The 21338-nt window shown below is 33.7% G+C and carries 16 protein-coding genes; 9 read left to right on the forward strand and 7 right to left on the reverse strand.

The features are described 5' to 3' along the window. The first annotated feature begins 380 nt into the window (after window positions 1–380). Together ABID42_RS12365 and bla are read left to right on the forward strand one after the other, a co-directional pair. A complete protein-coding gene (locus tag ABID42_RS12365) occupies window positions 381–704 on the forward strand; it encodes a hypothetical protein (protein ID WP_367283912.1) in 324 nt (107 codons plus the stop codon). Window positions 705–759: 55 nt separating this feature from the next. Further along, window positions 760–1515, forward strand: a complete 756-nt coding sequence (gene bla, locus ABID42_RS12370; RefSeq protein ID WP_367283913.1) for a subclass B1 metallo-beta-lactamase — start codon at window positions 760–762, stop codon at window positions 1513–1515. Here the strand turns inward: bla and ABID42_RS12375 are convergent. Further along, window positions 1512–2294: a YdcF family protein gene (locus ABID42_RS12375; RefSeq protein ID WP_367283914.1), complete on the reverse strand. Its 783-nt coding sequence runs from the start codon at window positions 2292–2294 to the stop codon at window positions 1512–1514. The two genes, bla and ABID42_RS12375, sit on opposite strands and share 4 nt — an antisense overlap. Before the next feature lie 212 nt (window positions 2295–2506). Here ABID42_RS12375 and ABID42_RS12380 point away from each other — a divergent pair, with 212 nt between their 5' ends. After that, the gene (locus tag ABID42_RS12380) at window positions 2507–3955 is read left to right on the forward strand and encodes a DUF4369 domain-containing protein (RefSeq protein WP_367283915.1); all 1449 of its coding nucleotides are present in this window, start codon (window positions 2507–2509) and stop codon (window positions 3953–3955) included. Between the two features lie 302 nt (window positions 3956–4257). Here ABID42_RS12380 and ABID42_RS12385 read toward each other — a convergent pair whose 3' ends face one another. Next, complete coding sequence (locus ABID42_RS12385) at window positions 4258–6726, reverse strand: hybrid sensor histidine kinase/response regulator (RefSeq protein ID WP_367283916.1); 2469 nt, start codon at window positions 6724–6726, stop codon at window positions 4258–4260. A gap of 5 nt (window positions 6727–6731) precedes the next feature. Then, window positions 6732–7526, reverse strand: a complete 795-nt coding sequence (locus ABID42_RS12390; RefSeq protein WP_367283917.1) for an alpha/beta fold hydrolase — start codon at window positions 7524–7526, stop codon at window positions 6732–6734. A gap of 263 nt (window positions 7527–7789) precedes the next feature. Here ABID42_RS12390 and ABID42_RS12395 point away from each other — a divergent pair, with 263 nt between their 5' ends. The 3 genes from ABID42_RS12395 (at window position 7790) to ABID42_RS12405 (ending at window position 9378) form a co-directional block, all read left to right on the forward strand. Next, entirely contained in the window at window positions 7790–8107 is a 318-nt protein-coding gene (locus tag ABID42_RS12395) for a cupin domain-containing protein (protein WP_367283918.1), read from the forward strand. 92 nt (window positions 8108–8199) lie between these two features. Continuing rightward, window positions 8200–8697, forward strand: a complete 498-nt coding sequence (locus ABID42_RS12400) for a hypothetical protein (protein WP_367283919.1) — start codon at window positions 8200–8202, stop codon at window positions 8695–8697. A 294-nt stretch (window positions 8698–8991) separates the two neighbouring features. Next, on the forward strand, window positions 8992–9378 hold the full coding sequence (locus ABID42_RS12405) for a VOC family protein (RefSeq protein WP_367283920.1): 387 nt from the start codon (window positions 8992–8994) through the stop codon (window positions 9376–9378). Window positions 9379–9440: 62 nt separating this feature from the next. Here ABID42_RS12405 and ABID42_RS12410 read toward each other — a convergent pair whose 3' ends face one another. Both ABID42_RS12410 and ABID42_RS12415 read right to left on the reverse strand, forming a co-directional pair. Continuing rightward, a complete protein-coding gene (locus ABID42_RS12410; RefSeq protein WP_367283921.1) occupies window positions 9441–10394 on the reverse strand; it encodes an MBL fold metallo-hydrolase in 954 nt (317 codons plus the stop codon). A 98-nt stretch (window positions 10395–10492) separates the two neighbouring features. Further along, on the reverse strand, window positions 10493–11716 hold the full coding sequence (locus ABID42_RS12415) for a hypothetical protein (protein ID WP_367283922.1): 1224 nt from the start codon (window positions 11714–11716) through the stop codon (window positions 10493–10495). 630 nt (window positions 11717–12346) lie between these two features. Here ABID42_RS12415 and ABID42_RS12420 point away from each other — a divergent pair. The 3 genes from ABID42_RS12420 (at window position 12347) to ABID42_RS12430 (ending at window position 19289) form a co-directional block, all read left to right on the forward strand. Then, window positions 12347–14167 carry a DEAD/DEAH box helicase gene (locus ABID42_RS12420; protein ID WP_323260924.1) on the forward strand — a complete coding sequence of 607 codons (1821 nt, stop codon included), beginning with the start codon at window positions 12347–12349 and terminating at the stop codon, window positions 14165–14167. A gap of 501 nt (window positions 14168–14668) precedes the next feature. Continuing rightward, window positions 14669–17773 carry a SusC/RagA family TonB-linked outer membrane protein gene (locus ABID42_RS12425; protein ID WP_367283923.1) on the forward strand — a complete coding sequence of 1035 codons (3105 nt, stop codon included), beginning with the start codon at window positions 14669–14671 and terminating at the stop codon, window positions 17771–17773. Window positions 17774–17792: 19 nt separating this feature from the next. Further along, window positions 17793–19289 carry a RagB/SusD family nutrient uptake outer membrane protein gene (locus ABID42_RS12430; RefSeq protein WP_367283924.1) on the forward strand — a complete coding sequence of 499 codons (1497 nt, stop codon included), beginning with the start codon at window positions 17793–17795 and terminating at the stop codon, window positions 19287–19289. Window positions 19290–19392: 103 nt separating this feature from the next. On the opposite strand, the gene ABID42_RS12435 is transcribed toward ABID42_RS12430, so the two are convergent. Then, window positions 19393–20412 (reverse strand): nucleoside hydrolase, encoded by a 1020-nt coding sequence (locus ABID42_RS12435; RefSeq protein ID WP_367283925.1) that lies wholly within the window; start codon window positions 20410–20412, stop codon window positions 19393–19395. A gap of 156 nt (window positions 20413–20568) precedes the next feature. Continuing rightward, entirely contained in the window at window positions 20569–21312 is a 744-nt protein-coding gene (locus ABID42_RS12440; protein ID WP_367283926.1) for an ankyrin repeat domain-containing protein, read from the reverse strand. Between the last annotated feature and the right edge of the window lie 26 nt (window positions 21313–21338).

The following is a 21338-nucleotide window of genomic DNA, read 5'->3' on the forward strand; positions in this document are numbered from 1 at the left end:
TGTTTCTTGTCAGAAAAAATGTTCAGTAAACAAGAAAAATTGACTGAATGGTAAATAAAAGTAGGAATGTTCACTACACTGTGTCAGTTGATTATTGAGGAGGGCAATTGCTTTGTTTGTTTCAATTATTTACTTTTAAGGAAAAACGTGAATAATTTTGTATTTACGAGTTAGTTGTAAACGTATGACCGAACTCAAACTCAAATATAATCTTGACTTTTTGACAAAAGCTCATAATAAAAGTTCATTACATAAAATAGAAATTTTATCAGGGAATTTATGAGTTTGCTTTTACTTTAATGAGCATATAACCACTTTATTTTTCAATTGATGTAACTAAAAGTATCAATTTTATTCTGAAAACTCTGTGTGTCATTATTATGGAAAATAAAATATCTTCTTTACTAGAAGTATATCCCAATAGTGTTAAATGGACTGATTTAGTAGATTTTATCAGCTTTGATGAAAGACGTTCTGCTATTGACTGCTTAGTTACTAATACTATTGGCGTATCTGAGGGTTTTATCGAATTCACTCCAAACAACGAACCACCTTTAAGAGAAGAAATCCTCTGTTGGATTTGGGCAATTCGACCCGATTTATCAAATGAGCTAGTTACACTTGATATAAGTGAAAACTTTAGGGTTCTTTTGCATTCATATATCAATAACAATATGGAAGAATTTTGGAATCAAATTAGTTAATCTTTACCATTATCTTGTATCAACAGACCAATCACAAATAACCCCAAACCCTCAAATGAAACCTTGTCTCAAAATCCTATTTATCATCCTAATCTCTATCACAAACTTTAAAAGTACTGCTCAAAAACAATCGGTATTTAAAGCTAAAGTGATTTATAAATCCAAAGATTTAGTGATTACTCAAATTGATAAGAATGCTTTTGAACATACTTCTTTTAAACAAACCAATGATTTTGGTTATGTTCCTTGTAATGGGCTTATTGTTAGAAACAGTAATGAAGTAATTATTTTTGATACGCCAACCAATGATAAAAGTTCGGAAACGTTAATCAAATGGATTAAAGAAAAGCTTCATTGTAAAATCAACGCTGTTATTCCAACGCATTTCCATGATGATTGTCTGGGAGGATTAAAGGCATTTGATGAAAATGGTATTCCTTCGTATGCCTATTTCAAAACAATAGCATTGGCTAAAGAAAATAATTATGTTGTTCCCAAAAATAGCTTTAGTGATTCCCTTATTTTAAAAGTGGGCAATCAACATATTATCGCAAAGTTTTTTGGAGAAGGACATACCAAAGATAATGTAATAGGATATTTCCCAAGCGAAAAAATCATGTTTGGTGGTTGTTTAATCAAAGAATTAGAAGCAGGGAAAGGGTATTTAGGCGATGCAAATGTTGCAGAATGGTCGAATACGGTTGAAAAAATTAAAAAGAAATATCCAAACGTAAAAACAGTAATTCCCGGACATGGAGATTATGGAAATATCGCTTTGTTGGATTATACTATTAAGTTATTCAAACCCTAACAATAACCCAAAACCTTATAAACACAATAGCCTAATATTTCGTGAATCAGATGATAGCCTTCATAATATCCTGCTTCGCTAGGAATGATTAAACTATTAAAAGTAAAAGTTCTTGCTTTTGATTTGAAGGCTGTACTAAAAGGTGTAACTGTTAATCCTGCTTTTTCAAAACATCCTATGGAACGTCTTTGATGAAAGGCGGAGGTGAATAAAAGATATTTTGTGCCTAATTGTGGATTTTTCTGGAGAATTTCTGCCGTATAAATAGCGTTTTCTCTGGTATTTCTGGCTTTGGTTTCTAAGATTAAATCACTTTTCTTAACGCCCAATTCTTCTAAAAGTTGAGCAGTTTTTAGGTTTTCGTCTGATACATCATTTCTGATAATCGTCAAATCAGTATTGCCACCCGTTATTAATATCTTTTTGATTTTTCCTTGTCTATAAAGTCGGAGAGGCTGAATAAACCTATCAGCAGTTTTATCCACAAATATTTCCTGTGGCGTTCCTTCTTTATTACTAATCATTCCGCCTGTTAAGACAATCCCAACATCATAAGGCTCAGTAATATTTTCTGGCGAAGTAGGAGGGATTTCCCATAACAAAAAGCCTTCATTCACAATAAAGTCGTTTCCAAATACAAAAACCATGATGACGCCAATCTTCAAGAGTTTGTTTTTGCGTTTGATATTCTTAGTAAACATTGCCCAAACCAATACCAGAAGCGTAATGGATAAAGGCATTAATACATAAAAAAGTACTTTTGAAAGAAAGTAAAACATAAGTTTAAAGGGATATGTTGATTGATAGAAAAAAATCGTTATTGCTTTTTAGAAAAGCATTTGAGATGAAATTATCTAAGTTTTGTTTACAAAACTACTAAATACTTTTTCTTAATGTTTTCCTAAAGTAACTTTGGCTAATATTGCATCATTTGTCAACTTAAAAATAAAAACGCTTAATTTTTAAAATATTGAAACAACAATTAAACCCAATGAAAAGATTATCTCAAATTTTACTCCTACTATTTATTACAACCTTCTCTCAGCAGCTTTTAGCACAAAAGACTGAAGGTTTTTCTATCAAAGGAAAAGTAAAAGGTATTAAAGATACCACCGTTTTTTTAGCTCATTATTTTGGTTATAACCAACAAGTGATAAAAGATACTGCTAAAGTAGATTCAGAAGGAAGTTTTCATTTTAAAGGAGAAAAGACTTTACCAGAAGGCTTGTACTTGGTTTCTTTGCCAAAAGGCAAGTATTTTGATATGATTATTGGTAATCAAGAGTTTTCGTTTGAAACAGATACGGTTAATTTGATTCGTAAAATGAAAATTGTTGGTTCGAAAGAAAATGAGGCTTTCTTTAAATTTCAACAGGAGATGTCCGATCGTTTTGATGAAATGAAAGCTTTGGAAGCGGAGGCAAAAAAAGGAAAAACGCCAACAGTTGAAGCCAAAATCAAGAAAGCACAGGCGGCTACAAGTCAATTTCAACAAGAATGGCTTAAAAACAATGCGACATTGTTTGCAGGAAAATTAATTAAATCTTCACAAGAACCAGAAATTCCTGCATATCCAAAGCCAGTACTTACCAAAGCAGATACCGCAGCGATGTATCAATATCAATTTCAATATTACAAAGCACATTTTTGGGATAATATTGATTTGAAAGACGATAGAATGATGCGCACGCCTTTCTTGCAGAAAAAATTAGAACGTTATTTTGATGATTTAACGGTACAAACTTCCGATTCTATTTCAAAAGAAGCTGATTTTGTGTTGGCAAGAGCCACAGCGAGAGACGTAAGAAGATATGTGATTTATAAAATCTCTAGTCAGTACGAAACACCAAAAATCTTAGGAACAGATGGTGCTTTTGTACACATGGCAGAAAAATATTATATCGGCGAACCAGTATTGTGGGATACTTCTACCGTTAGAAGAATGAAAGAAAGAGTGGCAATTCTTAAACCACTTTTGATTGGTAAGCGATTCCCTGATATGTATTTGACGGATACTTTGGGTAAAGAAATCGAAATTCCAAGAATCCCTGCTGACTATACTGTAATGTTTATTTATGACCCAGAATGTAGTCATTGTCGTGAATCTGCTCCTAAATTGAAAAAGGCATATCAGAGTTTAAAAACTAAAAATGTAAAAGTTGTAGCAGCTTCAATTGATAGAACATCTTCTAAATGGAAAGGCTTTATCAAGGAGTTTAAATTAGAAGATATTATCAACGGCATTGATGTTCATAAGAATCCACAAACTGGAAAAGAAGAGTATTATACAGACTTTAAAAATACTTTTGATGTATATGCTACGCCAGTAATTTATGTGTTGGATAAAGAAAAGAAAATCATCGCCAAACGCTTACCAATCGAGCAAGTAGAAGATTTTATTGATTTTACTCGTAAACAAAAAATGGCTAAGAATAAGTAAGAGTTAGTTGAGTGATGAGTTTAAATACTGATTAATTTCACAACAAGAGTTGTCACGAATTTTAAAATCATAAAAAAGCGGTCAAAATTTACTTTTGATCGCTTTTTTGTGATAGATGAGTAAGTAATTCCATCTTTCTCACAGCCCAATCTATCTAAAAGAACCGTCAATCCATCTCGGAGATAGGTTTTCTCATCTTTTTTACACAACTTCCCGTACAAAACCGACAAAAACCGTACATTAAAACTCTCTTGATTTTACTAGCTTTTCGCCTTCCTTGAATCTCCCAATGCTTGTTGATACTATTGCTCTACTTTAGCTAGAATTTCATCTTTCCATTTATCAAGCTTATCCTTAACATCCTGCATTTTAAATGGCTTACTGATATAATCATCCATGCCAGCAAGTATTGCTTTTTCACGGTCATCCGTAAGTGCATTGGCTGTAGTGGTAATAATAATTGGTCGGATATTTTTAGGATATTGCTCAACAATAATTCTGGTAGCTTCAAAACCATCCATTTCTGGCATCATTACATCCATAAATATCAAATGGTATCGTTTCTCCTCCATTGCCTTCAATGCTTCCAAACCATTTTCAGCAATATCTGCCATGTATCCCATTTTTTCTAATACTCTTTTTAGAAGCTTTTGATTGATAGAATCATCCTCCGCTATCAGAATATTAATTGGTAAAGATGGCGCAACTTCCTCTACAGCATCTATTATTCGAGGGGCCGATTTTGTTGATTTGCTCAGAACCTCCTCTATGGCTTTCAAGATTTGGCTATGTCGGGTTGGTTTATTTAAGATGGCTTCAAATAACCTTGTATTCTCTTTTAAAGACAATAAATGATGATTACCTGATGAGCTAAATAAAATCACAGGTAAGTCTTTACATAATTCTTTAATGATATTAGTAACTTCAATGCCATCTTTCACAGGCATTAGCATATCAATGATGACCAAATCATAATCTTCCTTTTCAATAGATGCCAATGCGTCCTCGAAATACTCAAACGTTGTGGCATTCATTCCCCAGATACTGCATTGAGCTTTCAGAATCTTTAGGTTGGTTTTATTATCATCAAGAATTAATACTTTTTTATTTTTAAGCGAAACTTTTTCTGTATTGATATTGATGGTATTATACTTTTTGACACTTTTATGGGCTCTTGCTTTGATATGAAAAATAAATGAAGAACCTTTTCCTACTTCACTTTCAACTCGAATGCTTCCGCCCATCAAGGTAATTAAACGTTGGCTGATGGCTAAACCCAAGCCTGTTCCACCATATTTACGAGTAGTGGAAGAATCAACCTGAGAGAAACTTTCGAACAATCTATAATACTTCTCTTTAGGAATACCAATTCCAGTATCTTTTACGGTAAATTCTAATTTATAGAAATCGTCGTCTTCTAGTCCTAAATTTTTAACGTTTACTTGTATTTCGCCTTTTTCAGTAAACTTTATGCCATTACTTACCAGATTAATCATGATTTGTCTGAGTCTGGTAATATCGCCTTCTATTTCCAATGGCACGGTTGGTTCGATGAAATAGAGTAAATCAAGCCCTTTATTATTGGCATTGACAGACAGTAAATCATAGGTTTCTTCAATGACATTGTTAATATATAAAGGTTTGTTTTCTAACTCTATTTTGCCAGATTCAATTTTAGAAAAATCAAGAATATCATTAATAATCGTAATAAGGGCTTCGCCACTGATACGAATCGTTTCTACATAATCAATTTGTTCTTCGCTGAGTTCGGTATTAGTCAGTAAACTTGCCATACCAATTACGCCGTTCATCGGTGTCCGAATTTCATGACTCATATTGGCAAGAAAATCAGACTTCGCTTTATTTTGGTCATCAGCAATTCTTCTTTTTTCTGCTAATTCTGTATTCAGTTCATACAATTGTTCATTTGCCAAATGCTGAAAAGTAACATCTGTAAATACCCATAAACGTCCTTTAATATTCTCAGAAATCGTTGGCACACAGGATACACTCAACACCGAAGTAATAGGATTTCCAAAAATCCATTTCCAATGATGTATCTTTTGTCCGGGTGTTCTAAATAGCCTCATCCCTTCCTGAATAATTTCATCTTTGTTGGCGGCAGTATTCCTTAATTGCTGCATTGCCTCAGCAATGGCAACAGGATGATTTCTTTCTTTAGGAATATCCAGAATCTCAGCCGCTTGGCTATTTACCCAGCCACCTTTTCCAACATCATCAACAAATACAATTCCTTGAGGAATGGTTTCAAGAATAGCATTGAAACGAGTAGTGAGTTCTTCAATTAAAAAGTAATTTTGAATAATAAAGGCAGTCTCTTTTAGTCCGACTAAAGCGTATTCTAAAAATTTCAATAATTCATCTGACTTGAGTTCTTCGTCAATCAATAATAGTACAGCGCCAACAAAACCAGATTCACTCAAAGGAATAAACACGACTTCCTCTCCCTCTTCTTTTGGGAAGGCATTATCTGTATCAAAAACAATTTGGTTTTTTTCTAAAAGTGTTAATACCAATGTTGCATTATTAAACCTATTTAGAAAATGTTCGGAAGTATTAGCGTGTTTTCTAACGGTAAGTTTATCTTCCATTCGTACAAAAGCGGCGGCTTTTGCATGAGCATGTTTTTTGATAAGATTTGTAGCCCGAGTATAAATGACTTCGAAGTCTTTTTCTTTTTTAATAGGATAAAGACCTATTAAAAAATTGACAGCCTCGTATGTCCAGTCAATATTTTTTTGCTTATCCAAAATGATTAAATAAAGTTTTTTACTGAATTGATAATCTCATCTGGGGCACTCATGTGGGGGAAATGGCCATAAGCATTTACTACTTCAAGCTTACTTTTAGCAATCTGTTTATTAAGATATTCTGCTACGTCTAAAGGCACAGCAATATCTTCTTTAGCCTGAATAAGTAAAGTGGGCTTATCCAATTTTGGTAATTCGCTTCGATAGTCGGATTGAAAAATAACTCTTGCTACCGACTGTGCAATATCAGGTCTGATAGCATTTAAGCTAGCAGCAAAGTTCTCTGCTAAATGTGGATTTTCTGGATTTGCCATCGCAGCCGCCGAAAAACCACTTACCCATGCAAAATAATTATTCGCCATGGTATCAAATAGAGCATCTAAATCTTGTTGCTCAAAACCTCCGATATAATCAACATCATTCAAATATCTCGGAGAAGCACCAACTAATATCAATTTAGAAAAAAAATCTGGTTTTTTTGTGGCTGTCAATAAACTAATCATCCCGCTAACCGAATGCCCAACCATGATAGCATTTTTTACATCATAGTCAGTACAAATATCAATCAGGTCATCAACATAAGCTTCAAGGCTATCGTATTTGTTAGGGCTGAAAGCTTCAGGGTCTGAACTACCACCACCAACATTGTCAAAAAGAATTACTCTATAATCAGCCAGAAAAGCTGCAGATACTTTAGTCCAAGCATTTTGGTCAGTTCCAAATCCATGAGCGAATATAATCGTTGGACCATCTAGTTTACCTACTAGTTTTACATTGTTTTTTTTAGCGGAATTCATCATTAATAAAGTACGGATAATTAGGTTTTAGGAAATGGAGATTTTATTAAAAATACGATAAACGGTTGTTTAAAAAGGCGGGAAAAATTATATATGCTTGTTGTGACAAACAACTATTTACAAAAATAGTTATGATACGCAAATAATAATCTAATTTTCAATATTTAAACATTATTTTTAGAAATAATAGATTAAACGCTGGTTGAAATACTCCTTTAATCAAAACTGTAGAGAGCATTTTACTAAATCTTTAAACAAAAAAGAATATGATTGAAATTACAAGTATAGCACAAAAGGAAATTATTAAAGGGTTCAAAGCAAGGTTTATCCATACTGATAACCTAACCTTAGGTTACTGGGATGTTGAAGAAGGCGCTGTATTACCCTTACACTCGCATTTCCATGAACAAGTAACAAAAGTTTTAGAAGGAAAATTTGAATTGACCGTTGGTGATGAAACCAAAGTATATGAAGCAGGTTATGTAGCAGTAATTCCTTCCCATGTAATTCATGGTGGTAAAGCACTTACTCCTTGTAAATTATTTGATATTTTTAGTCCTGTCAGAGAAGATTATAAGTTATAGATATTGAGTAATATGCTCATCTTTCTTTTAGGTCGTAGGTGAATAAGTGAATGAACCTACGACCAATTTAGCCAAATAAAACCCTCAAGAACATGAAAAGTTTTATTACATTATTCATTTTAACATTACTCAACATCAATTCGATTGAGCAAAAGAGATTTGAAGAAGTACAAAAAATATCAATTCAAGAAGCTGAATTAATTTTGGGACAACAAGCTAGTTTGAAAGAGCAAACTTCTGGCATTAAAAATGAAGTTAATTTCTTTAAAAGTACTTTTGTAGCCAATGAAATTGATGCACAAACCAATAAACTTGGCCACTTATATTACACATACGAGACATATAAAAATGCTGAAGAAGCCAACAAACTGATACAAAGTTTTATGCAATCCAATCAAAATCATCATGGTTTTGAACGCTTTAAAGATTTCGGAGATGAAGCTTTTATCATAACAGACCAAACGAATTTCATTACTTTTATCTCCACCAAAGCAAATAAAATGATTAGACTTAAAGTCAACAAAGTGACCTCTAAAACATCAATACTTGCGTTAAAAAGAATAGCCAATAAGTTGATGAATACTGTTTGATGAATAAGTTTAGTCTGATTGTAGATTATTATACGACAAAATGATAAAGAGCATTTCACTTGTATTATTTGCATATACTTGAAACCAAAAATAAGTCAATTAAAATAAGCCATAAATTTGCAGTAAGCTATAAAATTTTCTAAATTCAGCTTATTAGATAATTCTCCCTTTCTTTTATCTCCTTTACTTTAGAACCTTCTTGATGTTTATTTATTATCAGTGCTTTAATTGGTTAAAACGATAAATTTTGGTTAAAAACAATAGAATTTTCATTAAACCTTAAATACTGCTAACATGGAAAAATTAAGTGGCACAACCAATGCTTTGAACTGGTTCGAAATTCCAATTACTGATGTGGAAAGAGCAAAAAAGTTTTACGAGACGATTTTCGATATTGAGATGATGCACATCGAAATGATGGGAATGCAAATGGTGATGTTTCCTTCCGAAAGTCCAAAGTCAAGTGGGGCATTGGTACAAAGTCCTTATCATACCCCAAGTACAACAGGTGCTATTATTTACTTGAATGCCAATCCAGATTTACAATTGGTATTAGATAAAATAGAAAGTGCTGGTGGTAAAATTACAATGCCCAAAACCAATATCGACGCTGAAACTGGCAATATGGCATTTTTTATAGATACAGAAGGCAATTTACTTGGATTACATTCTGGACAGTAATTTATTAGATTAAGATTTCGCTCTTCTGCCCAATAATAAGTAGAAGAGCGAAATATGTTTTTTTACAACTCAAATCTCTTCCCTTGTTCCGGAAAAATAAGATTTAATCCTAAAGTATTTTGTTCGATTAATTGTTTTTTGATTTTTACTTCATTCACTGCTGGTGGTTTTAAATGTGTAATGATGACTTTAAAGCCTTTTAATGCTTCTTTTCCTGTCAACTTACTTAATTTATTCATTTCTTTCATCAGCCAATTTGGCGTAAGATGTCCGAATAAAAACTTATCAGCTTGTTCGTTTGGAAATGAGACTTCAATAAAAATACCTTTCAATTGTTTTTGCTGAATGAGTGGTGCAATTTCTTTCCAAAGTAAAGCCAATTTATCACTTTTCTCTACTTCATCTGGACCAGTATCGCCCAAATACAAAGCATAATTATTTTGGTTTTTAATTAAGAAAGCAGTGCTTTGATAAGGATTCACGTGACTTAGTGCCAAAGCTTTCACCATCATAGAAGTACTGGTGATAGCGCTTTCTTCTCCAGTCTTTAACGTTTGAAAATGATATTTTTTCAACGGAAAACCTTTTCCTTCATCTCCAAAATTAGCCCAAGTTTCATCGTTGAAATAATGATTTTGCATCATCTCCATACATTTTTGTGTAGCATAAACTGTTTTGGAAGAATCACCAGGAGAATTAATGATTAAACCTGAAACATGGTCGAGGTGAGCGTGTGAAATGAAATAACCTTTGATGTATTTTCTAAGTACTTCACTAACAGAAATGTTGAATACTTTATTTTGTACAGCTTTTTCTATGCCTGCATAAACAGTTCCAGCATCTAAACATACATAATCGTTTGTAGAAATAGGAGCGAGGAGGTAGGCGGAAAGGTTTTTTTCATCAGTTCCACCTTTTACGCCCAAAGGTACAACTTGAAAGGTCGCAGGCTGCTTTTGTTGTGCAAAAAGCTTTGCGGAAAATAATAGAAAGCAAATTAAAAGACGATAATACATATTTGAAAATTGGTTTGCTGAATAATTGAAGAGATTTAAACATAAAAATACCTCCTTCTTTTCAGAAAGAGGTATTTTATGGATTAAGATTTTAAAAACTAAAGTATTTTATAAATATCAACAGCGTCAATTTTATCCTTTAACTCTTTAATATTGATACTTGATTTAATGGCTGAATCTTTCTTTTTCTTTTTAGCACCCAATTCTTTAATCAAATCATCATAAACCATTTGAGCTGAACGTTCACCTACGGCTTCAATAATATTATTACTTTTAGCAACATTGATTGACTGCTTCACTAAATCAAAGTAACGGTTTTCTAAATCAAAATATTGGTCATGAATACCAATAAAACGATTGCATAAGTTTTGTAAATAATCTAAATTGTTGTTGACATGACGAATATCTAACTCAGTTTGTAACATATCTGTCAAATTCGTTTTACCATCTTTTTGCGTGTATTTACTTTCAATATCGCTAATTCTTTTCTTTACATAATCCGTAGAAAACTCATTGACCATATAATTGAAGTAATCATCTAAAGATTCCTCATTTCTTATATCTCTTGGATTGTACCCAATTTTTTGAACATCTTTTTTGAATTTTTCAAGTAAATCTAATTGTAATGCTTCTAACAAAGTAACAGTTTGTGAGCTCGCATTTGCATTGGTTAAATTGGCTTTATCTAAAGCATTATAGAAGCCTGTGTAGCGTTGAAGCTCTTTTTCAAATTCACGAATTTTATCAAAATTCACTTTTTTGTCTTGTACTCCAGCCGCATAAGCCACATTTACTGCTGCTGTAGAAAGATTGACAGCCTGCGAAGCATAAGGAATTAAGCCTACGATTGGGCTATCTTTCAAACTTTTTAGTACCGTCATGAAACGTTCATTTTTCTCTTTTTTGCTGAAAATGGCTTTGTTTTGAGCCGTTTTCATAATTACTTCTTCAAAAGAAAAACCTAATGGGCCTTTTTCTACAGAACTCAATTTCTTAATATAACCTTGATAGTCTTGATTGATTACTTGAGATTTTAAATCAATAATATCGTCGCTCAAAATTTTATAAACCTCAGCACTTTTTACCAAGTTTGTTCTAATTTTTTCCCATTTAGTTTTGTCGCTTATTGATTGATTTTTTGAAATATCAGTTAAAGAACGACTTTGCATTTCTAAACGACTTTTCAAATTTTCATTTTCACTTTGTAGTTTACCAAGTGAGCCTTGAATATTAATAAATACTGAATCAGAAAATACTTGAGAGAATCCTGCATAAGTACAAAACAGATAGCTGATAGCAGTTAATAAGATTGTTTTTTTCATGAAATAATACAAAATGTTATTTTTAATTAAATGCTTAGGTATTGTGAAATATTGGTTAAAGTTTTCACTTATTTCTCAAAAATCTATTTGGTTCTGTAATAATTTTTGAAAAGCGAATAAGGTTAATAGCTATTTTAGTGAAAACTTGGGTATTTACAATTTATTTATTTTTCATAAAAGGGCTTTTAATGAAAGATAGCAGCTATTTGTGCTAAATAACCGGAATTGTTTTTTTTATTTTCTAAAAAAAATGCAAGAAACACTTGCGAATAAAAAAGATTGACGTACCTTTGTGGAAAATTAGTACAAAAAACATCCGCACGTCTCTGTGTACGTTTCGTTGGATACGAAACTATTCTTCTCAGGAACTTTTTACAGTTCTAAGTCGGTCTCCCAGAGCTTTAACGGATGTTCAGGCATCATTAAAGCAATTATTTCAAATCAATTACAAATTTAGTCTCAGGAACGAGTGGAGCATCAGGTCGATGCCCTCAATCTTCTTCATGTCGTTTGGTAGGCTATACAAACAAAGGCAACGAAATCATTGAAAGCAACTTATATTAAGAAATCGGTTTCCCAAAGCTATTTCTTTAGGTTTGTTTGCGTCTTTGAAATCGTTTTAGAAAAATCATGAGTGAAATCACAAGATTAAGATTCGATGAACTTTCCGTGTCGGAAGACATCAAAAATGCAGTAAAGGACATGGGGTTCGAAACTGCTTCACCAATCCAATCAGAAGCAATTCCTTATTTATTAGAAGGTCGTGACGTAATCGGACAAGCGCAAACTGGTACAGGTAAAACTGCAGCATTTGGTATTCCGATGATTGACAAAGTTATCGCTTTCGATAAATATGTACAAGGTTTAGTACTTTGCCCAACACGTGAGTTGGCTGTACAAGTAACTGAAGAAATTAAAAAATTATCAAAATACAAAAAAGGCGTTTGGGTAACTACTGTATTCGGTGGTGATTCAATCGAACGTCAAATTAAGTCTTTAAAAGCAGGTGCAAACATCGTTGTTGGTACGCCAGGACGTGTTATCGATTTAATCGAAAGACGTGCTTTGAAACTTGAAAATGTTAAAATGGCAGTTCTTGACGAAGCAGATGAAATGCTAGACATGGGCTTCCGTGAAGATATCGAAAGTATCTTACAAGAAACTAACGAAGACCGTCAAACAGTTTTCTTCTCAGCAACGATGTCTAAGCCTATCATGGCATTAACGACTCGTTATCAGAATAATCCTAAATTAGTGAAAGTAGTGAAAAACGAAATTACTAATGCTAACATCGAACAATTATACTTTGATGTAAAAGGAAAAGCGAAATTAGAAGTAATGACTCGTTTGATGGATTTACATACTGTTAAATTAGCTTTAGTGTTCTGTAACCAGAAGAAAAAAGTTGACGAAGTTGTAGAAGAATTAGTATTACGTGGTTATGCAGCTGAAGGTCTTCATGGAGATTTACGCCAAGCACAACGTACTAATGTAATGGCTAAATTCCGTTCAGGTGTTGTAAATATTTTAGTAGCTACTGACGTTGCTGCTCGTGGTATTGATGTAAGTGATGTAGATGCAGTATTTAACTATGATATTCCATTAGATGAAGAATATTATGTACACCGTATCGGTAGAACTGGACGTGCTGGTAAATCTGGTAAAGCATTTACTTTAGTAGTAGGTTCAGAACGTAACCGTTTGCGTGACATCATGAATTACACTAAAGTTAAAATTGACAAAGGTGTTATTCCATCGTTCTCGGATGTAGTAGGAGTTAAAAAAGGTATGTTTATTGAACGCCTTCAAAATACTATCCAAGCAGGTGATTTAGAATTGTTCGGTGATGTTTATGCTTCATTAGAACATTCAGGATTTACTGCTGAGCAAATTATTGCTGCTTTAGTAAAAATGAATATGGGTGTTGCTAAAAACGAATTCGCTGACGAAAACTTAGACGGAGAAGCAGAACGCAATGCACGTAGAAATGATCGTGGAAACGACCGTTTCGGAAGTAGAGATGCTGGTCGTGGTGGAAATCGTGAATCAGGAAATCGTTTTGGAAACAGAGAAGGGGGTAGCCGTTTTGACCGTGGTAACTCACGTGATGACCGTTCTTCTGGTGGTCGTTCAAACGACCGTCAACGTTCTTTTGAAGATCGTGGCCCTCGTACAGACAAAGCTGGTAAACCATACCGTCAGGATGCTAACATGGTAAGAATGTTTGTAAACATTGGTTTTGATGAAAAGATTTCTCCTGCTAATATCGTAGGAGCTTTCGCTGGAGAGTCAGGAATTCCTGGAAACACTTTAGGTCAAATCAATATTTTCGATAAATATTCATTTGTTGACGTTCCGAAAGAATACGCAACTACTGTATTGAACCGTATGGAAGGTGCTTCTATCAAAGGGAAAAGAGTAAATGTTGAGATTGCTAAACCAAGCAATTAATCTCAATAAATTAATAAATACTAAAAGCCACTGTGAGAAATTGCAGTGGCTTTTCTATTTATTGGACTTTGCCTTTTTTAAAAGTAAAAAAGACAGAGAAAGTACTCAGAATATTAGATAATACTATTTATTTAATGCTTATGATGAACAATGAATACGTATAACTACTTGACCACCCCAAGTTAGGCTATGAAATAATATTTGGCTATAAGTAATAATAACCATATAATGAACGGTTGTTTTAGTGGTTTTCTGGATAAATCTTCTGTGATATTGTTTTTTTACTAAAGATGATTGTTGAAGGGAATTATTGGAATATGTGAAATAATGGTATTTATTTTTCTTTTTGTTGTATTTATTTTATTTTTATGCCTATATGTTAAAAAAACTGTTGCTTTAACAACAGTTAATACATATTTTCACATACTGGTTTTGTTAACCATTTGTTAATAATCAGTAACGTATAAGTAATAACCATCAACAAATTAACCCCTTTATTGCATGAAGAAGAGACTTCTACTTACCATGCTGTTGGTCTTCAGTGTGAGCATACTTTTTGCTCAGAGTAAGATTACAGGAAAAGTTACAACGTCTGAGAATGGCTCCGAGCTACCAGGAGTAAGCGTATCTGTTAAGGGTTCTACTCGTGGAACTACAACAAATGCGAATGGCGTGTTCACAATCAACGCTTCACCAAGTGAAACATTGGTATTTACTTTTGTAGGCTTTAAAGCTACTTCAGTAAAAGTAGGTAAATTAAGCACAATCAACGTTCAATTAGACCAAGACATTTCTGAATTGAATGAAGTTGTTGTTGTGGGATACGGTACTCAAAGTAAAAAAGTGATTACTGGTGCTGTAGCTTCTGTTTCAGGAAAAGAAATAGCTTCACAGCCATTACAGTCATTCGACCAAGGTTTGCAAGGTCGTGTATCGGGTGTTAACATTACTACACCAAATGGTGTATTGAATAATGCTCCAGTGATTCGTGTACGTGGTACATCTTCAATCAACCAAAGTTCATCTCCTTTAATCGTTATTGATGGAATGCCAATTAACTCTGGTGATGTTTCTGCTGGTGGTTATACCGTAAACAACCCGCTTGGAGATATTAACCCGTCAGATATTGAATCGGTTGAAATTCTAAAAGATGCTTCTGCTACAGCTATTTATGGTTCGAGAGCTGCTGCAGGTGTAATGTTGGTTACTACTAAAAAAGGAAAAGAAGGTAGAGCTAAATTAACTTATGATACTTGGGTGGGTTCTACTCAAGCATTCAGAAAGTTTAAAATGTTAGATGCTCAGCAGTTCATGGATGTTAAAAATGAGGCTTCTAAAAATGCTGGTTTGGCTAATCAATTTTTCCCTTCATACAATGCTGATGGAAGCTTAGTGAATACTAATTGGTATGACTATGTTTACCAAACGGGTATTTCTCAAAGCCATAACTTGAGTTTGAATGGTGGTAATAAAGATACTAAGTATTCATTCTCTGTTGGTTATACTGACCAAGATGGTATGATTAAGAAAAATACATTTAGTCGTATGACAGGACGTATGAACGTATCTCATAGATTAAATGACTTTATTACGATAGGTTCTAATATTACTTATGCAAACAGCTTTAACCAATCGCCAAATACTGGTACAACTGGAGCTTTCTCTACAGGTGGTTTAGGTCGTTTACCAATGGTTTTAGCTCCAAACATTGCTCCTTACAATGCTGATGGTTCATACAACATCAACAAAGCAGGTAACAATATGGGCTTAGGTAATAACTTGGTTGGTCCTGGTGGATACTATAACCCAATTCCAGATTTGGATTTAAGTAAATTTACTTCTGAAAATGCGCACTTAATTGCTAATGTTTTTGCTGATGTTAAATTGTACAAAGGCTTAGTATTCAGAACATCTTATGGTATGGACAATACTCAGGTTGAAGATATCAGCTTTAGTAACCCTGTTCATGGTGAAGGTGGTGGAAGTAATGGTATTGCTACTAATGCTTACACAAACATCAAACAATGGAATTTCCAAAACTATTTGACATACGATTTCGATGTAGCAAAAAATAACGTTACAGTAGTTGTAGGTACTGAATCTCAGAAATTTACAATTAACCGTTGGGGTGCTTCAAGAAACAACGTATCAGATCCATTCTTTACTAGTTTCCAAGGTAGTTTTGTGAATAATACAGTAGGTAGTAACTATCAAACTCAAAATGGATTAATGTCTTATTTTGGACGTTTGAACTACGATTACGACAAGAAATACATTGCTTCATTCACATTACGTCGTGATGGATATTCTGCTTATGCTTCTGGCAATAAATGGGGTAACTTCCCTGGTGCATCTTTGGGATGGCGTTTATCTGAAGAAGAATTCTGGAAAGGCTCATCATTAGCGAATACAGTAAACGAATTGAAATTACGTACTAGCTGGGGTCGTGTTGGTAATACTGGTGTAAGTGATTTTGCTTCATTGAGTTTATTTGGTTCTGGTTTATATGGTTCTTCTCCAACTTGGGTGTTTGCACAAGCAGGAAATCCAAACTTGAAATGGGAACAAAGTACTAAATTAGATATTGGTTTGAGCTATGGTTTATTCAATGACAGAATTTCTGGAGAAATTAACTATTACAAAAACGATATTTCTGATTTAGTTTTAGCAGAGCCACAAGCTCCTTCACGTGGTGTACCGAACAACTCAATCAACACAAACATTGGTTCGATGGTGAATAAAGGTTGGGAATTTACTTTAAATGCTTTAGTATTAGAAAAGAAAGGCTTTACTTGGAATGCTAACTTTAACATCTCAGCTAACTCTAATGAAGTACTTGCTTTGGCAAATAACAATGCTGATATCATTGCTCAAACTGGTGGTTTAGAAAGTTCAAACATCGTTCGTGTTGGTTATCCAGTAGGTAGTATTTTCGTAGTAGAAACAAGAGGTGTGAATCCTGTAAACGGACAACGTATTTTTGTAAATGCTGCTGGTAAAGAAGTACAATATTCTCATCCAGGAAAATGGACTTATGTTGATGGTAGTGGTACTGCTCCTGCTATTACTGGTTCTGACCGTAAAGTTTGGGGAACAGCTTTCCCAACTTTCTTCGGAGGTTTAGACAATACTTTCAAATACAAATCATTTGATTTAGGAGTTTTCTTACAATTCTCAGGTGGTAACTATATTTACAATGGTACAAAAGCGGGTCTTCGTGACCAACGTGCTTGGAACAACCACACAGAGATCTTGACTCGTTGGCAAAAAGAAGGTGATATTACTAATGTACCACGTTTAGTATTTGGTGATAACATCTCTAATGGTTCATCTACTCCAATTTCTGAAAACGTAGAAAAAGGTGATTTTATCCGTATGCGTAATATCTCAATGGGATATACTTTCAAGAAAGGTTTATTAGAAAAAGCTAAAATCTCAAGTGCTAGATTATACGCTCAAGTACAAAATGCTTTCATTATTACTGGATATTCTGGTGCTGACCCTGAAATTTCAACAAACCGTAACTCGAACATTGCTCCTGGTGTTGACCGTAACTCTACACCTCAAGCACGTACTTACACAGTTGGTCTATCAGTTAGTTTCTAATTTTAAAATTGATTTTAAGATGAAAAAAAATATAAATAATACTTTTAAAAACACAGGGAAAACCATCAAAATATCGATGGCTTCTATCATGATGCTAACAGCTGTGTTAGCTTGTGATGAAAAAAGTTTGCTTGAACCAACTCCGATTACATCTTTATCTGATTTACAAGCATTCTCAACTCCTGACCGTGTATTGGCTCAAGTGAATGGTTTGTATTCAAGTACAAAATCGGGGCAACTTTATGGTGGTCGTTATTATATCTATAACGATGTACGTGGAGAAGAGTTTTTGAACGTAACATCAAACGGTGTTACTGCTTTACAAACTTGGAACCATACTAACAACTCTTCATCAAATGAGCCAACAAACATGTGGAATGCTGCATATTTAGCAGTTAACCGTGCTAACTTGTTTGCTGAAGGTTTAGATAAAAACGCTGGTGTTATTGATGCTACTTTGGCAACACAATACAAGGCCGAAGCTAGATTTTTAAGAGCTTTGATTTACTATTCTTTGGTAAATACTTATGCTCAACCATATACTAAAGATGCTGGTGCAAGCTTAGGTGTACCTTTGCGTTTGACTGGCGAAGTTGGTAGTGGTAATAATAATTTGAAAAGAAGTACGGTTGCTGAAGTATATACTCAAATCATTTCTGATTTAACTTATGCTGAGCAAAACCTTCCTGCTACTTATGCGTCGGCTGCTTTGAACACTACTCGTGCTCATAAAAACAGTGCGATTGCCATGAAAGTACGTGCTTATTTAACAATGGGTAAATGGGCAGATGTCGTTACTGAAGCTAATAAAATTGTATCAGCTACTGCTCCATTTAAAGCAGGTACTGGTGTAGCGAATGCTTTACAAGCATCAGTTGCTTCGGTTTTTGCAGCACCATATACAACGGTTGAATCTATTTTCTCATTTCCAATGGGTGATAACGACTTACCAGGTACTCAAAATGGTTTAGCTAGTTATTATTTACCATTAATTGGTATTGGTGACTTCTCATTAAACCCTGCTGGTATTTTAGGAAATGCAGCTTTCAGTGCTACTGATGCTAGACGTACCAATTTTGTGAAAAATGATTTTGCAAGTGATGCTGGTCGTTTCCGTCTAACTAAATATCCAACGGGTCCTGTTCATAAAGATTTTGTTCCAGTATTACGTTATGCTGAAGTATTGCTTAACCTTGCTGAAGCGAAAGCTAGATTAGCGGGTGCAAGCGTTGATGCTTCGGCATTAGCTTTATTGAATGCTGTTAGAGGTCGTTCAACTACTGCTTATACAGCTGCTGATTTTGCTACAGGAACTGATTTAGTAAACGCAATTTTGACAGAAAGAAGAATTGAATTCTTAGGTGAAGGTTTCCGTTCAATTGATTTGCAACGTAATAATTTACCACTTCCTGCTAAAGCGAATATTGCTGCAATTCCAGTAACATCGCCAGCTTATATTTGGCCAATTCCGCAATCGGAAATTAACGTAAACAAAGATTGTGCTCCAAACCCATAATCTGGTTTAATAATTAATATAAAAATGCCCAGTTGAAATCATTCAGCTGGGCATTTTTGTGATAATACGATTCTTAAAATTGCTCTATTCGTTAAAGAAATCATTATTGATTCGCTAATTCTAATTTTGCAAAAAAGTCTTCAAACATTAAGTAAGTATCTAAATGATTGTAAACTCTAATATTTCTGCCTTTATGATTATACTCGTAAGCTCCCTGCTTGTTGATTTTTGGTGCTAATTTAATTACATACTTACTAGATGATGGATCAGCTTCAAAAGATGATTGCAGAGCTGTTAATAATACTAAAGGGCTGTCACCTAATACATAAGTTTCGCCAATATTATAATATGGTTGGATTCTCTTCATTAAATTCTCTAAAATCGTAACCAAATAATTTCCAGTTTTTCCTTTAGATTTTACTTTTGTCAGTAACTGATTATATGAAATCAAACATTGACGATAAGCATTTCTTGGTACTTGCCAGATAGAAATATTTGATTTATTGAAAATAACTGCTCCTGCCGAAATATCTATTTTAAGGTTATATTCAGGGTCAGAAAAATTGGGAGGAGGTAACGCTAAATCGTTATATTCTGGACCGCCAATCCAAACTAATGTTAATTTATTCGCAATTTGTGGATTCGTTAAAACTGCTGAAGCAATCTCTGTTAAACCTGCTCCACAAAGTATATATAAAGGCAATTTAGTATCCGTCCGTAAAGCTTCTTGGATAATAAAATTCACTGCTTCATCTTTTACAGGCGTACTATCATTTAGCATGGCAGTATTTGAACCCGCAAAAACAGGAATATTGTTTTTAACAGCCATTACTTGCAATAATTCTTTTGCTTTACTTGCCGCATTCTCTGCTTGTGTTTTAGAAGGGTCGAAACCATCTCCCACACTTAAATGCGAACCAATAATTCCTCTTATTTCTACAGAAGGAGAGAGTAAAAGATGTGCAAGCTGGAAGAGTCCGTCAGGGTCGCCACTGAAATCATTATCAACAATTACCCGCATTCGTGGTATTACAGCATTGTTATTCGTAACATTCTGTGAGAATAGCGTGGAAGGGACTATTAATAGAAGCATTAATAGTAAAAGATTGTGTTTTTTAAGCATTGTTTTTCATGGTTTAACAGATTGATTAGAAAGTCAAATTTACATTGCTTTTTCTAACTAAATTAAATCCATGAAAAGGTTTTCTTTTTTCTTGTCTTTTGGGCTGTTTAAATGACTGTAGAGATAAGTCTAAGGAGGGCGAAATACAATGTTTTGTTAATTGCTTAAATATTTATTAGGGACATTCTTAGGGAAATATTCAGTCCCATATTCTGCTTTTAACAATAAAGAGACTACTTTATAAATTTGTTGCTCCGTTCTTTGAAATTGTCTAAGTAATCCCATCATGGCATAACTTATTGGATTTACAGAAGGAATAAATGTTTCCCATTCATAACCTTTTCCCCATATAAGTCCCTGTACTGTTAATGATAAGTCTGCATTTTGTGAAACAAGATATTCCATTACATCGAAGCAAGCATTTGCATGTTGATTAACGGTATGGAAAATTGGGCTTTGTCCTCCAAATCCGTAATTGTCAAATCCAGCTTTGTTATTGATGTCAATTCCATGATTTACAAGAATTTTAGCAGATGACAAATGATTATATTCTGCACAAATATGTAAAAGGGATGCTTCATACAGAGGAGTAAAAGTGCAGTCTAATGAATATTTTTTGTGTAATAATGTTTTGTCATTAGTCAGAAGTTTGTCAAGTGTTTTTGCATCATCAAGTAAAACGGACAATAATACTTTGTCGTCAAATTTTAAACCATAATCTACAAAAGCTTTGATGCAGTCTTTGAATTGAGGACTTCGTAAATACATGTTTATCATTTCATAAACAAGAGGTTTGTCTTTGTGTATTAGGTTTGGGTCAATACCATTTTCAAAACATTCCTTAATTCCTTCTACTAAGTGAATCTCAAAGTCTCCAATAATTTTTTGTAAATAGTCCATTTGAAATTATTGCTAAGATGACCAAT

The organism is Arcicella rosea (genome assembly GCF_040543805.1).
Classification (GTDB): Bacteria; Bacteroidota; Bacteroidia; order Cytophagales; family Spirosomataceae; genus Arcicella; species Arcicella rosea.